This window comes from Clostridium sp. TJA032, from assembly GCF_058310275.1.
This window is the reverse complement of the sequence record NZ_JBZEFB010000003.1, coordinates 73,324-93,153: the sequence shown is the minus strand read 5'-3', so window position 1 is coordinate 93,153 and position 19,830 is coordinate 73,324. Positions and strand designations below refer to the sequence as shown.

The 19,830-nt window shown below is 26.6% G+C and carries 17 protein-coding genes, 9 tRNA genes, 1 riboswitch and 1 other annotated feature; of the genes, 20 read left to right on the top strand and 6 right to left on the bottom strand.

Annotated features, from left to right (window positions below):
* The first annotated feature begins 5 nt into the window (after positions 1–5).
* From AC4FRL_RS08750 to AC4FRL_RS08735, 4 genes are all read left to right on the top strand, one after another.
* Positions 6–176, top strand: a complete 171-nt coding sequence (locus AC4FRL_RS08750; protein WP_491139846.1) for a hypothetical protein — start codon at positions 6–8, stop codon at positions 174–176.
* A gap of 184 nt (positions 177–360) precedes the next feature.
* Complete coding sequence (locus AC4FRL_RS08745) at positions 361–1,173, top strand: class I SAM-dependent methyltransferase (protein WP_491139845.1); 813 nt, start codon at positions 361–363, stop codon at positions 1,171–1,173.
* 145 nt (positions 1,174–1,318) lie between these two features.
* The gene (locus AC4FRL_RS08740; RefSeq protein ID WP_491139844.1) at positions 1,319–1,897 is read left to right on the top strand and encodes a 5-formyltetrahydrofolate cyclo-ligase; all 579 of its coding nucleotides are present in this window, start codon (positions 1,319–1,321) and stop codon (positions 1,895–1,897) included.
* Between the two features lie 98 nt (positions 1,898–1,995).
* Complete coding sequence (locus AC4FRL_RS08735) at positions 1,996–3,690, top strand: M3 family oligoendopeptidase (RefSeq protein WP_491139843.1); 1,695 nt, start codon at positions 1,996–1,998, stop codon at positions 3,688–3,690.
* Between the two features lie 100 nt (positions 3,691–3,790).
* On the opposite strand, the gene thrS is transcribed toward AC4FRL_RS08735, so the two are convergent.
* Positions 3,791–5,722 carry a threonine--tRNA ligase gene (gene thrS / locus AC4FRL_RS08730; RefSeq protein WP_491139842.1) on the bottom strand — a complete coding sequence of 644 codons (1,932 nt, stop codon included), beginning with the start codon at positions 5,720–5,722 and terminating at the stop codon, positions 3,791–3,793.
* Positions 5,723–5,797: 75 nt separating this feature from the next.
* Positions 5,798–6,002 (bottom strand) — a binding site (T-box leader).
* 227 nt (positions 6,003–6,229) lie between these two features.
* Between thrS and AC4FRL_RS08725 the strand changes: the two genes are divergently transcribed.
* From AC4FRL_RS08725 to AC4FRL_RS08700, 6 genes are all read left to right on the top strand, one after another.
* A tRNA-Leu gene (locus AC4FRL_RS08725) sits at positions 6,230–6,313 on the top strand.
* Between the two features lie 8 nt (positions 6,314–6,321).
* A tRNA-Gly gene (locus AC4FRL_RS08720) sits at positions 6,322–6,395 on the top strand.
* 25 nt (positions 6,396–6,420) lie between these two features.
* A tRNA-Gly gene (locus AC4FRL_RS08715) sits at positions 6,421–6,495 on the top strand.
* Between the two features lie 5 nt (positions 6,496–6,500).
* Positions 6,501–6,574 (top strand) — tRNA-Gly (locus AC4FRL_RS08710).
* Between the two features lie 6 nt (positions 6,575–6,580).
* Positions 6,581–6,656: transfer RNA gene (locus AC4FRL_RS08705), tRNA-Lys, on the top strand.
* A gap of 153 nt (positions 6,657–6,809) precedes the next feature.
* Entirely contained in the window at positions 6,810–8,171 is a 1,362-nt protein-coding gene (locus tag AC4FRL_RS08700; RefSeq protein WP_491139841.1) for an SGNH/GDSL hydrolase family protein, read from the top strand.
* A 42-nt stretch (positions 8,172–8,213) separates the two neighbouring features.
* On the opposite strand, the gene AC4FRL_RS08695 is transcribed toward AC4FRL_RS08700, so the two are convergent.
* Positions 8,214–8,618: an HNH endonuclease signature motif containing protein gene (locus AC4FRL_RS08695; RefSeq protein ID WP_491139840.1), complete on the bottom strand. Its 405-nt coding sequence runs from the start codon at positions 8,616–8,618 to the stop codon at positions 8,214–8,216.
* A gap of 190 nt (positions 8,619–8,808) precedes the next feature.
* Here AC4FRL_RS08695 and AC4FRL_RS08690 point away from each other — a divergent pair, with 190 nt between their 5' ends.
* The 7 genes from AC4FRL_RS08690 (at position 8,809) to AC4FRL_RS08660 (ending at position 12,661) form a co-directional block, all read left to right on the top strand.
* Positions 8,809–9,501, top strand: a complete 693-nt coding sequence (locus AC4FRL_RS08690) for a hypothetical protein (protein ID WP_491139839.1) — start codon at positions 8,809–8,811, stop codon at positions 9,499–9,501.
* A 127-nt stretch (positions 9,502–9,628) separates the two neighbouring features.
* Positions 9,629–9,705 (top strand) — tRNA-Arg (locus tag AC4FRL_RS08685).
* Between the two features lie 3 nt (positions 9,706–9,708).
* A tRNA-Gln gene (locus AC4FRL_RS08680) sits at positions 9,709–9,783 on the top strand.
* Between the two features lie 56 nt (positions 9,784–9,839).
* Positions 9,840–9,913: transfer RNA gene (locus AC4FRL_RS08675), tRNA-Gly, on the top strand.
* A gap of 44 nt (positions 9,914–9,957) precedes the next feature.
* A tRNA-Lys gene (locus AC4FRL_RS08670) sits at positions 9,958–10,033 on the top strand.
* 139 nt (positions 10,034–10,172) lie between these two features.
* On the top strand, positions 10,173–11,015 hold the full coding sequence (locus tag AC4FRL_RS08665; protein WP_491139838.1) for a pyridoxamine kinase: 843 nt from the start codon (positions 10,173–10,175) through the stop codon (positions 11,013–11,015).
* A 73-nt stretch (positions 11,016–11,088) separates the two neighbouring features.
* Positions 11,089–11,253: riboswitch (SAM riboswitch) on the top strand.
* 103 nt (positions 11,254–11,356) lie between these two features.
* Positions 11,357–12,661, top strand: a complete 1,305-nt coding sequence (locus AC4FRL_RS08660) for a Na+/H+ antiporter NhaC family protein (protein ID WP_491139837.1) — start codon at positions 11,357–11,359, stop codon at positions 12,659–12,661.
* Positions 12,662–12,766: 105 nt separating this feature from the next.
* Here the strand turns inward: AC4FRL_RS08660 and ispF are convergent, their stop codons facing one another.
* A complete protein-coding gene (gene ispF / locus AC4FRL_RS08655) occupies positions 12,767–13,237 on the bottom strand; it encodes a 2-C-methyl-D-erythritol 2,4-cyclodiphosphate synthase (RefSeq protein ID WP_491139836.1) in 471 nt (156 codons plus the stop codon).
* A 260-nt stretch (positions 13,238–13,497) separates the two neighbouring features.
* Here ispF and AC4FRL_RS08650 point away from each other — a divergent pair, with 260 nt between their 5' ends.
* The 3 genes from AC4FRL_RS08650 to rluF all read left to right on the top strand — a co-directional run bounded on the left by AC4FRL_RS08650 (position 13,498) and on the right by rluF (position 16,169).
* The gene (locus AC4FRL_RS08650) at positions 13,498–14,175 is read left to right on the top strand and encodes a class D sortase (RefSeq protein WP_491139835.1); all 678 of its coding nucleotides are present in this window, start codon (positions 13,498–13,500) and stop codon (positions 14,173–14,175) included.
* 59 nt (positions 14,176–14,234) lie between these two features.
* Positions 14,235–15,248, top strand: a complete 1,014-nt coding sequence (locus tag AC4FRL_RS08645) for an anti-sigma factor domain-containing protein (protein ID WP_491139834.1) — start codon at positions 14,235–14,237, stop codon at positions 15,246–15,248.
* Between the two features lie 165 nt (positions 15,249–15,413).
* The gene (gene rluF, locus AC4FRL_RS08640; RefSeq protein ID WP_491139947.1) at positions 15,414–16,169 is read left to right on the top strand and encodes a 23S rRNA pseudouridine(2604) synthase RluF; all 756 of its coding nucleotides are present in this window, start codon (positions 15,414–15,416) and stop codon (positions 16,167–16,169) included.
* A gap of 74 nt (positions 16,170–16,243) precedes the next feature.
* Here the strand turns inward: rluF and AC4FRL_RS08635 are convergent, their stop codons facing one another.
* The 3 genes from AC4FRL_RS08635 to AC4FRL_RS08625 form a co-directional block, all read right to left on the bottom strand.
* Entirely contained in the window at positions 16,244–17,104 is an 861-nt protein-coding gene (locus tag AC4FRL_RS08635) for a decaprenyl-phosphate phosphoribosyltransferase (RefSeq protein ID WP_491139832.1), read from the bottom strand.
* A complete protein-coding gene (locus AC4FRL_RS08630) occupies positions 17,097–18,575 on the bottom strand; it encodes a glycosyltransferase family 39 protein (protein ID WP_491139831.1) in 1,479 nt (492 codons plus the stop codon). The genes AC4FRL_RS08635 and AC4FRL_RS08630 overlap by 8 nt, the downstream gene beginning before the upstream one ends.
* A 255-nt stretch (positions 18,576–18,830) precedes the next feature.
* Positions 18,831–19,772: an alpha/beta hydrolase gene (locus AC4FRL_RS08625; protein WP_491139830.1), complete on the bottom strand. Its 942-nt coding sequence runs from the start codon at positions 19,770–19,772 to the stop codon at positions 18,831–18,833.
* Positions 19,773–19,830 lie beyond the last annotated feature (58 nt).

Sequence of the window (19,830 nt, the reverse complement as noted above, 5' to 3'; positions counted from 1 at the left end):
GTATTATGAATAATGAGAGTTTATTAAAATTATTAGCAGAGTACAAAGAAACTAAAAAATGCCTTGAATCAGGATTAATTTGGTTAGAAGAAAAAGACTATGCTAAAGGTAAACTAGATATAGTAAATGTAGTTATAAAAGACTTAGAAGCAGCAATTGGTGCTGAAAGAATTTAATAACAATTAGGATTAAATATTAAGTTTATATATAATTTTTAAGGTGTATTTAAAATTATTGATTTTAAATACACCTTATTTTATTAAAACATATTGAAAATTTTATAAGGTTGAAGTATAATACTCTAGCTTATTTTTTATTATTTTATGAATAAGTTAATAAATAATTAATGAGGTATTTGTAGTGGGAAAAATTCAAGACAATGACATTTTAAATAGTGGGAAAGTATGTGTAAATGAAAATGAAGAGGCTTGGAATAAAGAAACCTATAATGCTTGGGTAAAAAGATTTGGCACAGCAAAAGAGGCAGGAGAAAAAATTAAAGCTATGCCTGAAAAGAAGCTAGGGATTTTATTAGATAAATTTGGAGAGGTACAAGGAAAAAAGATATTTAATCTTATGGGGTCTAATGGAAATAAGGCTGTTGCCTTAGCTTTATTAGGAGCTGAAGTTACTGTTGTAGATTTTTCAGAGGGAAATAGGAGATATGCTTTAGATTTAGCTAAAGCTTGTAATGTTGACATAAATTTTATATTAAGTGATGTTTTAAAAATGCCTAAAGAGGTTCTTAGTGGAGATTATGATATAGTATTTGCTGAAATGGGAATACTTCATTATTTTACTGATTTATCTCCCTTTATGAATGTTATAAATAGTTTATTAAAAGAAGGAGGAAGAGCTGTTTTAAGAGATTTTCATCCTGTATCAACTAAACTAATAACTTCAAGGGGTTCTACAGCAAAGGTAAGAAAACATAAGGTTACAGGAGATTATTTTGATACTTCCTTAGAAGAAAAAGCTGTTGCTTATTCAAAATATTTAGAAGAAGATGAAGTAGAAAAAGTATATTTACGTAAATGGAATTTAGGAGAAATAATAACTGCTGTAGCTGAAACAGGTCTTACTATAAAAAGTTTAACAGAAGAACCGAACTTATCTAGTGATATATTTGATAAGGGTATTCCAAAGACTTTCACTATAGTAGCAAAAAAATAGTTAAATAAAGTTTTGCATAGTATAAAATATATACTATGCTTTTTTTATTTTTGTAATTTAATATTTAATTATGATATAGTGATTTTATAGTATGGCAATACAAAATATGGTAAAATAATTAAAAGCCTATAAGGAGGAATTTCAAATGGATAAAGGGGAATTAAGAGAAGAGATTAAACTAAAAAGAGAAAGTATGGATAAAGATACTAAAATGATAGCTGATGAAAAAATAAGAAAAACTCTTTTAGAAAATGATATTTATAAAAATAGTAAGGTTATATTTGTATATGTAAATATGGAATCTGAGGTAAACACTATTAATATAATTAAAGATATAATTTGTTCTGATAAAACCCTTGCAGTACCTAAAGTAATTCCAGTTAGTTTAAAAGAAAAGCAAATGAAAGCATTAAAGATAGAGTCTTTACTTCAATTAAATGAAAGTGGTGCTTTTGGAATATTAGAGCCTAGCATTAATTGTGAAGATATAAGTAAAGAAGTGGATTTAATTATAATACCTGGATTAGCCTTTGATTTAAAAGGAAATAGATTAGGATATGGAGGAGGGTTTTATGATAGATTCTTAAGTAAATATCCTAATAGTAAAAGAGTAGCACTTTGCTATGATTTTCAAATTTATGATGAAATACCTCATGAATTTTTTGATGAAAAGGTTGATTTAATTATTAGTGAAAGTAGGAGTATAGCCTTTAAGAAGTTATAATGGTAAAGAAATACTTTTGATAATGTAAATTTATTGATAATAATTTTTAACTATGCCAAAATTATAAAGAATATATAAAGCTTAAGGTGGGGTAAATAATGAAATTTAAGGATTTTAAATATGAAAGACCTAATATTGAAAAAGATAGAGAAAATATTAGAACTTTTATAAAAGAATTAGAAAAAGCTAAGGATTTTAATGGGGCTAAAGAAATAATAAAGAAAATAAACACTATAAGAAATAATTTTGCTACTATGATAGCTTTGTCTGAAGTTAGACATACAATTGATACTGAAGATGAATTTTATAATAAGGAAAAAGATTTTTGGGATGAAAGTTCTCCGCTTATAGAAGAAATAAATAATGAATTTTATAAAGCTATATTAAATTCTCCATTTAAAGAAGAAATCGGAGATTATTATGGAGAACCTTTAATAAAAGGAGCAGAGTATTCTCAAAAGAGTTTTTCAAAGGATGTAATAGAAGATATGAAGCTTGAAAATAAGTTAGCAAGTCAATATCAAAAGCTTATAGCTTCGGCTAAAATTGAATTTTTGGGAGAAGAAAGAACTTTAGCACAATTAGTGCCTTTTATAAATTCTAAAGATAGAGAAACAAGAAAAAAAGCATCAGAAGCTAAGTATGATTTTTTTGTTAAACATGAAAGTGAAATAGATGAAATTTTTGATAAGCTTGTAAAGGTAAGAACAACTATAGCTAAAAAACTTGGATTTAATAGTTTTGTAGATTTAGGCTATATAAGAATGAGAAGATATGACTATAATAAGGAAATGGTAGATAACTTTAGAAAACAAGTTAAAGAGTATATAGTTCCTGTAAATAATAAATTGTATAAAAGACAAGCTAAAAGATTAGGACTTGAAGATTTAAAATACTATGATGAAAAATTTGAGTTTTTAAGTGGGAATCCAACTCCTAAAGGAGATGCTAAATGGATAGTTAATAATGCAGAGGTAATGTACTCAGAGCTTTCAAAGGAAACTAAAGAATTTTTTGATTTTATGGTTGAAAATGATTTAATGGACTTAATTGCTAAAAAAGGAAAAGCAGCAGGAGGGTATTGTATTAATTTCCCTAATTATAAAGCTCCATTTATTTTTTCAAACTTTAATGGTACAGCTGGGGATGTAGATGTATTAACTCATGAAGCAGGACATGCTTTCCAAAACTTTAGAAGTTCTTGGATAGAAATGCAAGAGTGTCAATGGCCTACAATGGAAAGTTGTGAAATACATTCAATGAGTATGGAATTCTTTACTTGGCCTTTTATGTATTTATTTTTTAAAGAGGATACAGATAAATATAAATTTTATCATTTAGGAGATGCAATAAAATTTATACCTTATGGAATAACTGTTGATGAATTTCAACACTTTGTATATGAAAATCCAGAAGCTACTCCAAAGGAGAGAAAAGAGGCATGGAGAAATATAGAGAAAAAATATCTTCCACATAAAAATTATGGAGAATGTGATTTCTTAGAAAGAGGGGGATGGTGGTTCCAACAAAACCACATATTCTTAGATCCTTTTTATTACATTGATTATACTTTAGCACAAATATGTGCACTTCAATTTTGGAAAAAAGATAGAGAAAATCATGAAAAAGCATGGGAAGATTATTTAAATTTATGTAATATAGGTGGGACAAAAACATTTTTAGGCTTATTAAAATATGCTAATTTAAAATCACCTTTTGAAGATGGATGTATTAAAGAGATTCTTAGAGTAGTTGACGAATACTTAGAAAGTATAGATGATAGTAAATTTTAAAAGTTATAGAATAAAATTTTAATAGAAATTAGAATAAAAAAACTTGGAAGTATTTCTATAAAAAAATTATAGAAATGCTCCAAGTTTTTTATTATATTAATTAGTTTTCTTTGTTAGCTATTTCAAGAACTATTCTGTTTACAAAATCAGCTAGAGGCATAGCACCTTCTTCACCATTTTTTCTACTTCTTACAGAAACTTCTTTATTTTCAGCTTCTTTTTCTCCAACAACTAAGATGTAAGGAGTTCTTTCTAATCTAGCTTCTCTTATCTTATAGCCTATTTTTTCAGCTCTATGGTCAGCTTCAACTCTAACTCCTCTTCTTCTTAATTCTTCAACAACTTCGTTTGCATAATCTGCATATTTGTCTGATAGTGGAAGAACTTTAGCTTGAACAGGAGCTATCCAAGTTGGAAGAGCACCAGCGTATTTTTCTATAAGCATTGCTAATGTTCTTTCATAGCATCCTATTGAACTTCTATGAATTATATATGGACGTTTCTTTTCTCCATCTTTATCAATATAATACATTCCAAATCTTTCTGCTAAAGCGAAATCTATTTGAATAGTTATTATTGTGTCTTCTTTTCCATGAACATTTTTAAATTGTATATCAAGTTTTGGTCCATAGAATGCAGCTTCATCATCAGCTTCAGTAAATTCTATATTTAAATGGTTTAATATTTCTCTCATTATGTTTTGAGTGTTTTCCCAAGCTTCAGGGTCATTTATATACTTTTCAGTATTATTTGGGTCCCACTTTGAGAATCTGTAAGTAATATCATCAGAGATTCCTAAAGTATCCATAACATATTTAACTAAATCAACAGTATTTTTAAATTCATCTTCTAATTGTTCAGGAGTACATACTATGTGTCCGTCAGCAAGAGTAAATTGTCTTACTCTTATAAGACCATGCATTTCTCCTGAAGCTTCATTTCTAAATAAAGTAGAAGTTTCAGCAAATCTTACTGGTAAATCTCTATAACTATGTTGAGTTGCATTATATATTGCATATTGGAATGGACAAGTCATTGGTCTTAAAGCAAATACTTCACTATCCTTTTCTTCATCTCCTAAAACGAACATACCATCTTTATAGTGGTCCCAGTGTCCTGAAATTTTATAAAGGTCGCTTTTAGCCATTAAAGGTGTTTTAGTTAAAACGTATCCTCTTCTTTGTTCCTCATCTTCAATCCATCTTTGAAGAGTTTGAATTATTCTAGCTCCCTTTGGCATTAATAGAGGAAGACCTTGACCTACATTTTCATCTGTAGTAAATATTCCAAGTTCTCTACCTAATTTATTATGGTCTCTCTTTTTAGCTTCTTCTAAAGCTTCTAAATATGCATCTAATTCAGATTTTTTAGGGAAAGCAGTTCCATATACTCTTGAAAGCATTTTGTTCTTTTCGTTACCTTTCCAGTAAGCACCAGTAGATCTTAATAACTTAACAGCTTTCATTGGTTTAATAGCCATTAAGTGAGGACCAGCACAAAGGTCAACAAAATCACCTATTTGATAGAATGAAATTACTTCATCTTCTGGAAGGTCATTTATAAGTTCTACTTTATAAGGTTCATCCTTCATAAGTTCTAAAGCTTCATTTCTAGGAAGTTCAAATCTTTTTATTTCAGGATTTTCTTTTATTATTTTTTTCATTTCTTCTTCTAATTTGTTTAATTGGTCAGCAGAAAATGGCTTTTCAGTATCAAAATCATAATAGAAGCCATTATCTATTGATGGTCCTATAGCTAATTTATCTTGTGGGAAAAGTCTTTTAACAGCAGCTGCTAGTACATGAGATGCAGTATGGTTAAAAGCATGTTGACCCTCTTTAGAATCAAAAGTACATATTTCTAATGAGGAATCCTCATTAACTATAAATCTTAAGTCCTCAACTTTTCCATTTAATATACCACAACAAGCATTTCTTGCAAGTCCTTGGCTTATGCTTTGAGCTATTTCAAAAATTGATAATCCAGCTTCTACTTCCTTTACTGAACCATCTTTAAGTGTAATTTTTATCATATTAATTTCTCCTTTCGAAATAATTTTCTTTATTCTTTCATAAAAAATAAAAACTCTCGTCTCTTTTCTAAATAGAAAAGGGACGAGAGTGTATATTCCCGTGGTTCCACCCAATTTGTGTTAAAAAACACCTCTTAAAATAATCGTAACGTGATTAAACGGACTTGATTAGAGTCACTCAGAGTTAGTTTTCAACTAATTCCATTTAAAAGTACTCACAGCTATTGTACCTTCTCTCTGAAAATGTACCAAAGTTTACTCTTCTCTTCATTGTGTTAACAAACTTATAATATTTACTTAAGATTATAAGTTTATTATTTTTGTATGTCAATGGATAAAATAAAAATAAATTCTAATTTAATTTTATATAATAATTTAAATGAAATAAAATTTTAAATGTTAAAAAAATAGAATATAGATAAATATTATATCCAAATTTTTAATAAAATAATTTTAAAAAAATATTGAAATAAAATTTAAAAAATATTATAATAAAAACATAGGTTTGCAGGTGTGGCGGAATTGGCAGACGCACTAGACTTAGGATCTAGCGCCTACGGCGTGGGGGTTCGACTCCCTTCACCTGCACCAACTTATAAGCGGGTGTAGTTCAATGGTAGAACACCAGCCTTCCAAGCTGGATACCCGGGTTCGATTCCCGGTACCCGCTCCACTTTACATAATATATTAAATTTTATGCGGGAGTGACTCAATGGTAGAGTGTCACCTTGCCAAGGTGAAAGTTGCGGGTTCGAGTCCCGTCTTCCGCTCCACTTATGCGGGTGTAGTTCAATGGTAGAACACCAGCCTTCCAAGCTGGATACCCGGGTTCGATTCCCGGTACCCGCTCCAAATTATGCACCATTAGCTCAGTTGGTAGAGCACCTGACTCTTAATCAGGGAGTCCAGGGTTCGAATCCCTGATGGTGCACCAAAAGCATCCATGTTTTGGGTGCTTTTTTTTATTTTTATAAAATTTTCTAATGAAAAAAATAGTAGGTTTTTATTAAAATTACTATATAAGAGTTGTTAAATATCATTATTGCTAATTTTAGAAATTATATTTAAATATAAAAGGGGGAAATTTATGTTTAAAGAAATATTTAATAATAAAGATTTAAGTATTGTTTTTACAGGAGATAGTATAACTCATGGGGCACTTCATACTAAGGGATATAGAAGTTATACTGAATATTTTAGAGAGATATTAATAAGAAATAATAATTTTAATAATAGAAAAAATTCTAATATTAGTGTTTTTAATACTGGAATTTCTGGGGCTACAACCTTAGATATATTAGAAAATTTTGATGATTGTATAAAGAAGTATAGTCCTAATATTGTTTTTATTATGCTCGGTATGAATGATTGTGCAGAAAATAAGGTACCTTTAGAAATTTATAAAAAAAATATATTAAGAATTATAGAAAAAGTTGAGAGCTTAGGAGCTAATATTTTTATTCAAACTAGTAATATAATAAATAATGATATTAGTAGAAAAAGTATTGATGAGTATATGGATATTTTAAGAATGATTTCTAAGGAGAGAAATATATTTTTAATAGATCATTATAGAAGTTGGGAAGAACTTTATAACAAGGATTTAAATATTAAATCCTTACTTTTAAGTGATAATATTCATCCAAATGAGTTAGGACATTTAGAAATTACTAAATTTATTTTTAATAGCTTAAACATTTTAGATAAAGATGTTTTAGATTCTTTGTTAAATGACCATATCTTTTATAAAAAAGAAAAGGTAAAAGAGTTAGAGTATGTTATAGAAAATTCTTTTAATGTTTATGATATTTTTTCTGAAGAAAGTAAAAGAAAAATAGAATTGATATATAAGATAATAGTAGAGGAAAAAGGAAGTGTTTTTGAATTTATATATAGTAAGCGTTTTAGTGAAGATAGGATATTTTTTAAAAACTATATTGAATATCTAGAAGAAAGAGTGCGCTGGGAACTAAATGATGGTTCTATAGAAAGTAAGAAAAGATTTATGCTTAATTTATATAATGAAAATTTTAATATAAAATATATATTAAATAATTTTTCTGATACTGTTTTAAAATTTAAGCCTAGGGTTTTATTTATATCTTTAAATGAAGAAGTAGATAATCTATATGAGTTTGAGAAAGATATTTTTAAGTTATATATTAAGACAAAGGAGATAAATACTTTTTTAGTAATAGAAAATTTATTAAATCTTAAGAAAGAGTGTATAGAAGTTATAGAAAATTTAGTTAAAAATAGAGAGATATTATTTATAAATCATTATGAATATTTTAAAAATATAAAACTTTATAATAGTGATTTTGGTGAAATATTTTTTTCGAAGAATAAACTAAGTTATAAAGGAGAAATTTTAATTGCTAGAAATCTTTTTAAAATATTTAACATATATGATGAGAAAAGTTTAATATGTAGTTTAAAGTTCTTTTAAATTTAAGCTAAATAAAAACCTAAAAAGTTTTTATTTAGCTTTTTATACGTAATTTAAGGCTCTTTGCAAAATAAAATCTTCAATAAATTCCTCAGAATATATTTTTTTTCCCATAAGGTTAAATATTAATTCTTCTCTTGCATATCCTTCCTTATATAGTTTTAAATTTTTAGTTAATTTTTTTAAAGAACCAGGAGTAAGTCCTAAAAGTATTTTAAGGTCTTTACTTGTATAAAAATTTTTTGAAAAAAGTTCATTTAAATTATTTTGCATTTCCAATTTATAATTTAAATCCACAACCTTATCTTTGTGTGGGCCTTGTTTAGATCTATGATGTTTTTTACATAAGTATTTATAATTAAGATTAAAATCTAAACCGCCTTCAGATTTATGAACTATGTGATGAATATCTGCATAATCTCCACAAATTTCACAGAAATAAGACATATAATCCTCCTTAAAAATTTAATACCCATTTATAGTAATAAAATAGCATAAAAAAACAGTTTAATCAATATAAGTTACCTGTATAAATATAGATTAAGTTATATAAAGAAATATAGGTTTTTTTACACTTTGATGTTAAAAAAAGTTAGCAATATAATTAAAATGTAAGTGTATATAAGGGGGTTTGGATATGCATAACTTATTTAAGAAAAAAACAAAAACAGAAGAAAATCCCGAAAAATTTTGGGGGGAATTAATAACTAAAAATGAAACCCTAAAAGGAAGAATGTTTAAGGAACAATCTATAAACGAAGAAACCAAATATTTACACTATGTTATATTTAACAGAAAAGTGGGAATTGAAAATGTTTGGGTGATTTTACCTAATTTTGGAAAGTTAATAGGGTTTATAGAGTATGCTTTCATGCCTGAAGCTTATTATAAGTGGGTTGAAGGGAAGAATAAGTTAATAACAAGAATACCTTCAATTGATGTTGAAAAAATAAGCGCAATGATAAGCAGCAATGCAACAGAAGAAGACAAAGACAAAATGAAAAGGGACATTGTAGCACTAAGAAAATTAAAAGGATTAAGTGCTGAAAATGGAATGAGAAAACTAAAGATATTCTGTAGTAGGTTCAATAATAACTGGCTTGGAAATGATGACGAGTTCTTATATTTAAAGGCTTTTGAAACAGCTGAAGAACTTGGTAAATTTGTTGTAGAAACTAATTTACAAACAGATAGTGAAGAATTATTTGAAAAAACTATAGGGATGAGTACAGAAGAATGGTTTAGAGTTTGTGAAAATGCACATAAAAATAAAGAGGACGAAGAAAAGTTTAAAATAGTTCTTTTTAAACATCTAGAAGATGTAGTATAAGTATAGGTATTTTCATTATTTTTTTTATGTGGTAAAGACTTGAATTGATTAACATAACATAATAAATTAAAAAATTGTTGACAATATTTAAATAAATATGTATAATAATTTTTGTTAGTTCAAGTTTGTATCTTTAGCTCAGCTGGATAGAGCAACGGCCTTCTAAGCCGTGGGTCAGGGGTTCGAATCCCTTAAGGTACACCATATTGGGATATCGCCAAGCGGTAAGGCAACGGACTTTGACTCCGTCATTCGCAGGTTCGAATCCTGCTATCCCAGCCATTTAATTGGTTAAACTTGACAAGATATTAATGTTATGTTAATATATAAATGTATTTGCGGGTGTAGTTCAATGGTAGAACACCAGCCTTCCAAGCTGGATACCCGGGTTCGATTCCCGGTACCCGCTCCATTTTTTAAGGTTTATTTGTAAAATAATGCTTAAAAATATAATATGCACCATTAGCTCAGTTGGTAGAGCACCTGACTCTTAATCAGGGAGTCCAGGGTTCGAATCCCTGATGGTGCACCAAGCATCGTCTATTTAGGCGATGCTTTTTTTTATAATAAATTTTAAAATACTAAAAAGTAAATTAGTATTATATTATTAAACTGATATAATATTAAAAAAGCATAAAGTTTATTTATTAAAATTTTAAGGAGGAATAAAGATGAATCCTGTAAATAAAATTGCTGCAATTCATGATATGTCTTGCTATGGAAGAGCGGCTTTAGCAACAATAATACCTGTGTTATCTTCAATGGGAAATCAAGTGTGTCCTTTGCCTACAGCAGTTTTGTCAACTCATACAGATGGCTTTGGAAAACCAGCTTTTAGGGATTTAACAGATTTTATATATGAAACTAAAGAACATTGGAAAAAATTAAATCTAGATTTTAAATGTATATATAGTGGTTATTTAGCAGACCCTAAGCAAGTTAATTTTGTAAAGAGTTTTATAAAAGAATTTAAAGAGAAGAATACTTTAGTTCTTATAGACCCTGTAATGGCTGATGGGGGAAAGCTTTATGATGGCATGAGTTTTGAAATAATTGAAGAAATGAGAGAACTTATAAAAGATGCACATATAATAACTCCAAATTTAACAGAAGCCTCTTTTCTTTTAGGAAGAGAATATAAAGAATATTTAAGTGAAGAGGAGATAAAGGAGTATTTAATAGATTTAAGTGAATTAGGACCTAGAATAAGTATAATAACAAGTGTATCAAGTTCAAAAGGTGATGAATATATTGATACTGTACTCTATGATAAGAAGGAGAAGATTTTTTATACATACTCTCATAAAAAAATAAATGCTTTTTATTGTGGGACAGGTGATACCTTTGCTTCACTTTTAATCGGATGGATATTAAAAGGAGAGGATGTTAAGAAGGCTTTAGAAAAATCTTGTGATTTTATTGCAGAAGCAATAGAGTATAGCGAAAAGTTTAATTATCCAAAAAATGAAGGCATATTATTAGAAGCATTGTTATATAAATTAATAAGTAAATAAATTATTAATGTCATATAATTTATTTGACAAAGTAATTTTAGAATGATAATATTAAAAAAACAAAATTTAATAAATCTTATCAAGAGAGGTGGAGGGACTGGCCCTGTGAAACCCAGCAACCGGTAATTCTTTGCGGTTAAAATAATACTGATTTAAACTTTTAAATAAGTCAGTATGCTTTCTTATGCAAAGATTTATAGCGGTGCTAAATCCTGCGGTAGAAACTGAGAGATAAGAATGCGAATCTGTAAGAATAATAACTTCTATCATAGGATAGGAGTTTTTTTATTTTGTAGGATAAAGATAGATTTATTAAATAGATTAAGATTAGGAGGAAAAAAATGAAAAAAGGAAAGTTTTCAGCATTATTACCATTAATAATTTTTGTAGCTATTTATTTGGGAACTTCATTAGTAATGAAAGACTTCTACTCTGTATCTGTTTTAGTTCCAGGAATAATCGCAGTTTTATTTGGAATATTTACAAATAGAAAAAGAGGACTTGAAAAGAACGTAGAGATATTTTGTAAAGGGGCAGGAAATAGTAATATAATTTTAATGTGCTTAATATTTATATTAGCTGGTGCATTTGCAGAAGTAGCTAAAAGCATGGGAGCTGTAGAGTCTACAGTAAATTTAGGATTAACAATATTACCTAAAAATATATTAGTTGCAGGTATATTTGTAATATCATCATTTATAGCTATATCTTTAGGTACATCAATGGGAACTATAGCAGCTATCGTTCCTATTGCAATGGGGATTTCAGATAAAACAGATATAGCTTTACCACTTATTGTAGGTGCCGTAGTTGGAGGTGCTATGTTTGGAGACAATCTTTCAATGATTTCTGATACAACAATAGCAGCTACAAAAACACAGGGCTGTGCAATGAAGGACAAGTTTAAAGTTAATTTTAAGGTTATATTACCAGCTGCAATTTTAGTTATTATTATATATACGGTTTTAGGAAGTGGAGCTAATACTTCAGTAGGACATTATGATTATAATTTTATAAAAATAATTCCTTATTTAGGAATATTAATAGCAGCTTTGATGGGAGCTAATGTAATAGCTGTTTTATCAGGGGGAATAGTTTTAGCAGGTGCTATTGGATTTTTTACAGGTTCTTTAGATGTAAAAACATTCTTTACTTCAATATCAACTGGTATAGGTGGAATGAGTGAGCTTATACTAATTTCAATAATTATTGGAGGAATTGTTGAAATAATAAAGGCAAACGGAGGAATAGATTACGTTTTAAACTTAGTTACAAAGAGAATAAACGGTAAAAAAGGTGCTGAGTTTGGTATTGGATTATTAGTAAGTTTAGTTGATGCATGTACAGCAAATAATACAATTGCTATAGTTACAGTAGGACCTTTAGCAAAAGATATTTCAGATAAATATAATTTAGATTCAAAAAGAATTGCAGGAATATTAGATATGTTTTCTTGTGCAGTTCAAGGAATAATTCCTTATGGTGCTCAACTTATGTCAGCAGCAGCTTTAACAGGCTTAAGTTCCTTTGAAATAATGAAATTTTTATTTTATCCATACTTAATGGGAATAAGTGCAATAATATTTATAGCATTTTTCCAAAAGAAAGGACAGACTAAAAATAATGAGGAGCTTGAGGTAGCTTAAAAAATTAAGTTTAGTATTTTTTATTTAAATTGGGGCTAAAAAAACTTACAATCTTATTTTAAGATTATTATTTTATCTTAATATAGATTGTAAGTTTTTTTATTTTTAATTACATAAAAGACAGATACTTTGAGAAGAAATTCCTTCACCTGAGCCTGTAAAGCCAAGTCCTTCTTCAGTTGTAGCTTTTATGTTTATTTGATTTAAATTTATTTTTAATACTTTAGCAATATTTTCTCTCATGGTAAGTATATAAGGTGCCATTTTAGGTTTTTGAGCTATTATAGTTGAATCTATATTGCAAATTTTATAATTATTTTCTTCTAAAAGTTTGCCAACAAATTCTAATAGTTTTAAACTATTTGCTCCCTTATATTTAGGGTCTGTATCAGGAAAGTGTTTACCAATATCTCCTAAAGCAGCAGCACCTAGTAAGGAATCCATTATGGCGTGAAGTAAAACATCAGCATCTGAATGTCCTAAAAGCCCTTTTTCATATGGAATTTTTATGCCACCTAATATAAGGTCTCTATTTTCAACTAGCTTATGAACATCATATCCCATTCCTATTCTCATATTAATCACCTCGTAATTTATTTTAAAGTTTGTATGTTTACATTATATATAAAGTTTATAAATTATTATAGCTTTACATACGTAATTAAATATATTTATAAATTTTATTTGTTAAAAAATATACTTATATGTAAAAAAATATATAGATATAAAGTGTTGCTATGGTATAATAAATTGAGATTTAGTAGAAGAAAAATAAATTAATAATTTTATATAAGATTATTTATAAGATACTTTGAGTTGAAAGGGTGAATTTTTATATGTGGGGAAAAATCAGAAACATACTTGGTATTTTATTGATTGTTGTAGGTATAGGCTTAGTTGGCTTAACTGTTTGGATGAAATATGATACTTATAAGCAACAACAAGCAGTTTTAGAAAGTTTTAAGAACTTACAGTTTGATGTTCCAGAGGGAGAAGAAAATAAGAAAGAATTACCTGCAAATAATAATAATAGTGAAAGTAGTAATAGTGAAAGTAGTGATAAAAGTAATACGGATACTACAGAAAATAAAGATAATAAAACTCCAGAAAAAGCACAGCTTGAGGATGGTAAGGGTATAGGAATTTTAAATATACCTAGATTAAACTTAGAGATAGGGATAATAGAAGGAGTTAGTTATAATGATATAAAATATGTTGTAGGACATTTCCCAGGTTCACCAATGCCAGGACAAAAAGGAAATTTTGCTATAGCAGGTCATAGAATATCATATTTTGGTCAAGCTTTTAAGGATATTGATAAGTTACAAAAAGGAGATAAGATTATTGTTACTTATAATGGTAAAGAGTATACTTACGAAGTAACAGATATGTATGAGGTTACTCCAAATGAAACGGAAGCTTTAAATCCTACAAAAGATGCTACTATAACAATAGTTACATGTACAAAGGATGCAAAAAATAGGGTTATAGTTAAAGGAAAGTTAGTACAATAAGACTGGGTTTATACTTAGTCTTATTTTTTGTAAAATAAACATAAAGGAGTGTAGCTTTAGTGAGCGAATTAACTTTTAGAAAAGATAAATATATGTTTTCTACTAGAAGTGTAAAAAGAAACTTAGAAAAAAGTGTGCTAAAAAAAGAAATAATTGCTTTTAAAAGAGAACTTAAGGAATTTAATGTTGATTTAAAAACCCTAGCTAATGAAAGATTTAATCTTGAGGATAGAAATAAAATTCTTAATATAGCGTATTATTTAATTGATGAAGAAGTATTATTAAGAAAGATTTTAATAAGAAAAGAATTAAAAACAAAAATTATTGCTAAGAAAACAGGTTTTTCAAATGAACAAATAATTGATTGGTCAAATTATTTAATAGCTTACTTGCTTTTATTATATAATGCAAACTATACTAATTTAGCAATGTATTTAAATATAAATTTTAGAGATTTAGAAACCTTATCTGTAATAAGAGGTTCTGAGGGGGAAGAAACTTTATATAAAGGATTAGTTCTTTTAGAAAGTAAGAAGGGGAGCATAATATTAACTAGAGATGGAGACTTTATAAGAATAAAAACAAGGTCAGAAAATAAATTAGGTGAAGAGCTTTCAGGAAGAGAAAAAAAGACCTTTAGACACTATAAAAAAATAATAATATTTGCTTCTATAATAGTTATTATTTTTACTTGTGCTTTTACTTATATGTATAAACAACAAGAAACAACAATATTAATTCAAGGTACTTCAAAGGTTAAATTAGGAATAAATAGATTTGATAGAATAGTATATTGTTATTCTCCAACTGAAAAGGGAAATATCTTAGTAACAGAACTTAAGCTAGATAATAAAAAGTTTGATGATGGAATGATAGCTATTTTAAAAGGTTTTGAACAAGAGGATATGCTTCCACCAAACAGAATTGTAGATGTTTATATTACTGGTAAAATGGTTGATACTGTTGATTTAAATAAGGTAACTAATTATGTTGAAAGCGTAAATAAAGATGATAATACAACGAATAATTTTAGAATAAAAATAAATAATTCAGGCTATGAAAAGAAAAATTAAAAAAGGAAGGGATTATTCATAGTGAGAAAAACATTAAGAAATAGTAATAAGAAAAATAAAGATTTTAAAACTAAAAGTAATTCAGATTTTATAAATAAAAGAGTTCATAAGAAAAATAATTTTAAGAAAAGCAATTTAGCAAAAAAAGCTTCAGAAAATAATACGATTATAGTATCAAATAAGGATGAAGTTAGAGATGAAGTTAGGCTAAATAAGTATATAAGTGAAACAGGCTTTTGCTCAAGGAGAGAGGCAGATAAGCTTATAGAACAGGGCAGAGTTAAGATAGATAATATTAAGGCTACCATGGGAATGAAGGTTTTAAAAGGTCAGAAAGTATATATAGATGGTAAACCTATAAAAAGTGAAAATGAATTAGTGTATATTGCATTAAATAAGCCAGTAGGTATAACTTGTACTACTGAACACAAGGTAAAAGGAAATATTGTAGATTTTATAAATCATAAGAAAAGAATTTTCCCAATAGGAAGATTAGATAAAGATTCTCAAGGCTTAATATTTATGACTAATGATGGAGATATAGTAAATAAAATATTAAGAGCTGGAAACAACCATGAAAAAGAATATATTGTAACTGTAAATAAACCTGTAACTAAAGATTTTATAAAAGGCATGGGAAATGGGGTTCCTGTGTTAGGTAAAGTTACTAAGAAGTGTTTTGTTAAAAAAGAAGGTGAAAATTCTTTTAGAATAATATTAACTCAAGGATTAAACAGACAAATAAGAAGAATGTGTCAGTATTTTGGTTATGAGGTAATAAAGTTAGAAAGAATAAGAATAATGAATGTTTCATTAGAAGGGTTAGATATAGGAGAGTGGAGATATTTAACTGAAAAAGAGCTAAATGAAATAAATAAATTAACTAGAAAATCATTAAAAACTGAAGAGGCATCAATCTAAGACAATATAAAAAACTTACAATCACTTAAATTATTAGTGTTTGTAAGTTTTTTATTTATAAATTAAACATATTTTTATAAGTTAAGTATTACTAGACAAGAAATTCCCCATAATAAAATTATAAATATTAATTGTTTATCTTTTAATATTAAATCAGTAGGGTTATCAAATTTAGCCTCAAAGTAAATTAGATAATAATATCTTATTATTCCCAAAATTACCAAGATACTTGTCCAAATAAATAAGTTTGAGGAGGTTCCTAAAATACAATATATTGAATAAAAAACTATTGTACAAGTTAATGATATATTGATTATTTTATCTAAAAATTTGATATTATATTTAGATAAATTTTTTCTATGACTACTTGCATTTTTTCCTAAGGATATAACTTCATTTCTTCTTTTACTAAAATCTAAAAATAATGATAAGAATAGGGTACATAAAATTATCCAGCTTGATGCAGGTACTCCAGTAGCAAAGCTTCCAGCCAATACTCTAAGTATAAATCCAAAGGCTATTGAGAATACATCTATAATAATTAAATTTTTTAATTTAAATGAGTATGCTATATTATTTATCAAATAAATTATTATGATAATAAATATATGAATATTTAAATTGAAAGAGATTATTAAAGATACTGTACAAAGTATTATTCCAACTATTATGGCAGTAAAAATACTAACTTTACCACTAGCTAAAGGCCTCTTACATTTTTGAGGATGATTTTTATCTTTATCTATATCTACTATGTCATTTAGAATATAAACTGTAGATGATATAAAACAGAATGATATAAAAGTAAGTATGTTATTAATTATTAAATGCATATTTAAAAAGTTATTTGAGAAAATTATTGGACCAAATACAAATAGGTTTTTTATCCAATGCTTTGGTCTTAATAATTTTATTATATATTTAATATTATTCATAACTTAAAGCCTCCTTATCTGATTCAGATTTAAAGGCTGTTGTAGCAAGTATTATAAATATCCATGACAAAGGATAAGCATATCTTTCCTGTGCCTCTATAATTAATAATTGAATTGACATACCACCAAAAAGTATATAAAGTAAATCTATTGATTTTTTTCTTTTTGATTTATTTTTATATATCCCAATATATGATAGTAAAAGCAGTATAATATAGAAACTTTGAGTATAGAATGCTCCTTCTTTACTAATTCTTATTTTCATATCTGCATTTTCTTTTTTTAATATTTTTAGATAGTAATCCTTATTATAAGCACTATCTAATCCAGCTTCAGACCAATAATCTCCAGCAAAACTTCCATTATTCCATAAACGTATAAATTTTGAAACATAGAATTTAGCAAGTTCTATTTTAGGTGTATTTACTAATCTATTTTTAATTATTTCTTTAGCAGCACTATTTACTTTATTATAATCACCATTATATTTTTGAAATATTTGAGAATCTTCATAATTCCATTTACCATCAGAAGATATATTAGTGCCTTTTAGAATAGAAATACTCATAGGCTCTGTACCATGCCAAAGAGGAAACTCTGTTATATTTAATTTAATAAGAATTGTACTAACTAAAACAATAGGAAGCACAAAAGAAAATAAAGTTACTATAACTTTTTTAAATTTAATATTAATCTTTTCTTTGAAATAAATACATATGTACATTAAATAAGCTACTATAAAAACATAGCCATTTGGTCTAAAAAGATGAGATAAACCTAAAAATATTCCACAAAAAACTAAATATAATAGACTTTGTTTTTTATTTATTGATTTAAAAAACATAAGAACACTAAGTAGCAATAAGGGAAGTGCTATATTTTCTGAACAATAAACATTGTTATATAGTATCATAGGAGGATATAAAGAGCTTATTAATAAGGCCCAGATGCTTTTATTCTTGTCTTTAAAAATTTCTTTAGATATTAAATAGATTAAAATTACATTAAACATTGAAAATAATAAATTTATGATACGGATAATTACAAGTGGATTGCTAAAAAAATTTCTAATCAATGAGAAATATAAAACTGTTAAAGACATATGTGGAAATCTTGCGAAGTAAGAAGTTCCTTTAAACATATAATTTGAACCATTTAAAAATTCACCAGAACAAATAAACATTCTATTAAAATCACCTATGGGAATACTATCTATATTTAAAAACCATAGAACTCTAAATATAAAGGCAATAAATATGATGAAAAAAATTAAAAATTTTCTGTTATAGCCTTTTTTTATATAGAAGAATACAAATAGTATTAAGGAAATTGTTATTAAAGAAAGTATTACTGAAGTGGATGAAATATCACAATTAAAATTTAAATATCTAATACTTCCTAATAATACTAATAAAAACAAAATTTTTAAAGAAAAGTTTAGAAAAGAACTTAACCATATATTTTCTTTCATTGTAAAATCTCCAATCATTATGTATTGTAAAGAAATAACTCTTTATATTTATTATAATTTTTAAAAATTGTTTTTTATTTACAATCATATGAAAATAAATGAAAGAATTTTTATAAATAATCTTAAAAATTTATATAGAAAATCTTAATTATTTTTAAAGATTTTATTTTAAATTGAAATATTTAGAAATAATTTATTTTAATAAAAAAACTGAGATTTAAATCTCAGTTTTAGATAATAAATTTTATTTATAAGTTATTTATACAAATCAAGAGCTTTTTTTACGAAATCCATAACCTTCTTTTCATAAAGAATTTTATTTACTTCTAATGATTCAGCATGTTTTGCCCCTTCCACTAAATAAAGTTCTTTAAGTCCTTTTTTCTTAGCTTTATATAAATCTAATCCCATGTACCAAGGAACAAAATAATCTTCTTTTCCATGTATAAACATTATAGGAATAGTACTTTCTTCTATTATTTTTATAGGTACTATGTCTTTCATAGAAAATTTAGCTTTAGATTTCATAAGAAAATTTGCAAATACAAGGCTTGGCATAAGAATTTTTCTAATAATTCTATATTTAAAATTTTCTGTTATTTGAAAAGCTAAAAGTTCTTCAAAGTTTGAATACCCACAATCTTCAATTACAAATTTTATAAAATTACTTAGAGGAATAGTTTCCATAACTGTACCAGCACCCATAGATTCACCATGCAGACCTAGTATTATATCATCACCAAATTTTTCTTTAAGATAATTTATCCACAGATTTATATCATATTTTTCATAAAATCCGTAAGTAGAATATTTTCCTCCACTTTTTCCATGTCTTCTTTGATTAACAATTAAAATGTTGAAATCATCTTTATAAAACATATCAAAGTATTTTAAAGAACCCACATAACATATAGACACTCCATGAACTAATATTACAAACTTTTTTGAAGGTTTTTTACTTTTTATAAAGGTAGATGTTAAATCAATTCCATCAAAGGATTTTAAAGTAATATCTTCCTTACAGGCAGAGTTATATAAAGCTTCATCAAAGAGATTATTTTCAACATATCTATTGTAACTTTTATTAATATCATGTAATTTTCTAGTAACTGTAGAGCTAAAAACATAATAGCCTGTCCCAAAATAGAAGAATAAAATTAAAAGGACAAAAATCAAAATAATAATAATAAAGTTCATTTATAACACTCCTTTCATTGTTAATTAAAAATCTTTTGTTTATACATAATTATAGCAC

Coding starts and splice junctions, on each gene's coding strand:
- AC4FRL_RS08735 (WP_491139843.1), top strand. CDS start 1,996: ATGAAATTTAAGGATTTTAAATATGAAAGACCTAATATTGAAAAAGAT.
- AC4FRL_RS08665 (WP_491139838.1), top strand. CDS start 10,173: ATGAATCCTGTAAATAAAATTGCTGCAATTCATGATATGTCTTGCTAT.
- AC4FRL_RS08740 (WP_491139844.1), top strand. CDS start 1,319: ATGGATAAAGGGGAATTAAGAGAAGAGATTAAACTAAAAAGAGAAAGT.
- AC4FRL_RS08650 (WP_491139835.1), top strand. CDS start 13,498: ATGTGGGGAAAAATCAGAAACATACTTGGTATTTTATTGATTGTTGTA.
- thrS (WP_491139842.1), bottom strand. CDS start 5,722: ATGATAAAAATTACACTTAAAGATGGTTCAGTAAAGGAAGTAGAAGCT.
- AC4FRL_RS08635 (WP_491139832.1), bottom strand. CDS start 17,104: ATGAATAATATTAAATATATAATAAAATTATTAAGACCAAAGCATTGG.
- AC4FRL_RS08660 (WP_491139837.1), top strand. CDS start 11,357: ATGAAAAAAGGAAAGTTTTCAGCATTATTACCATTAATAATTTTTGTA.
- AC4FRL_RS08695 (WP_491139840.1), bottom strand. CDS start 8,618: ATGTCTTATTTCTGTGAAATTTGTGGAGATTATGCAGATATTCATCAC.
- AC4FRL_RS08750 (WP_491139846.1), top strand. CDS start 6: ATGAATAATGAGAGTTTATTAAAATTATTAGCAGAGTACAAAGAAACT.
- ispF (WP_491139836.1), bottom strand. CDS start 13,237: ATGAGAATAGGAATGGGATATGATGTTCATAAGCTAGTTGAAAATAGA.
- AC4FRL_RS08690 (WP_491139839.1), top strand. CDS start 8,809: ATGCATAACTTATTTAAGAAAAAAACAAAAACAGAAGAAAATCCCGAA.
- AC4FRL_RS08700 (WP_491139841.1), top strand. CDS start 6,810: ATGTTTAAAGAAATATTTAATAATAAAGATTTAAGTATTGTTTTTACA.
- AC4FRL_RS08625 (WP_491139830.1), bottom strand. CDS start 19,772: ATGAACTTTATTATTATTATTTTGATTTTTGTCCTTTTAATTTTATTC.
- AC4FRL_RS08630 (WP_491139831.1), bottom strand. CDS start 18,575: ATGAAAGAAAATATATGGTTAAGTTCTTTTCTAAACTTTTCTTTAAAA.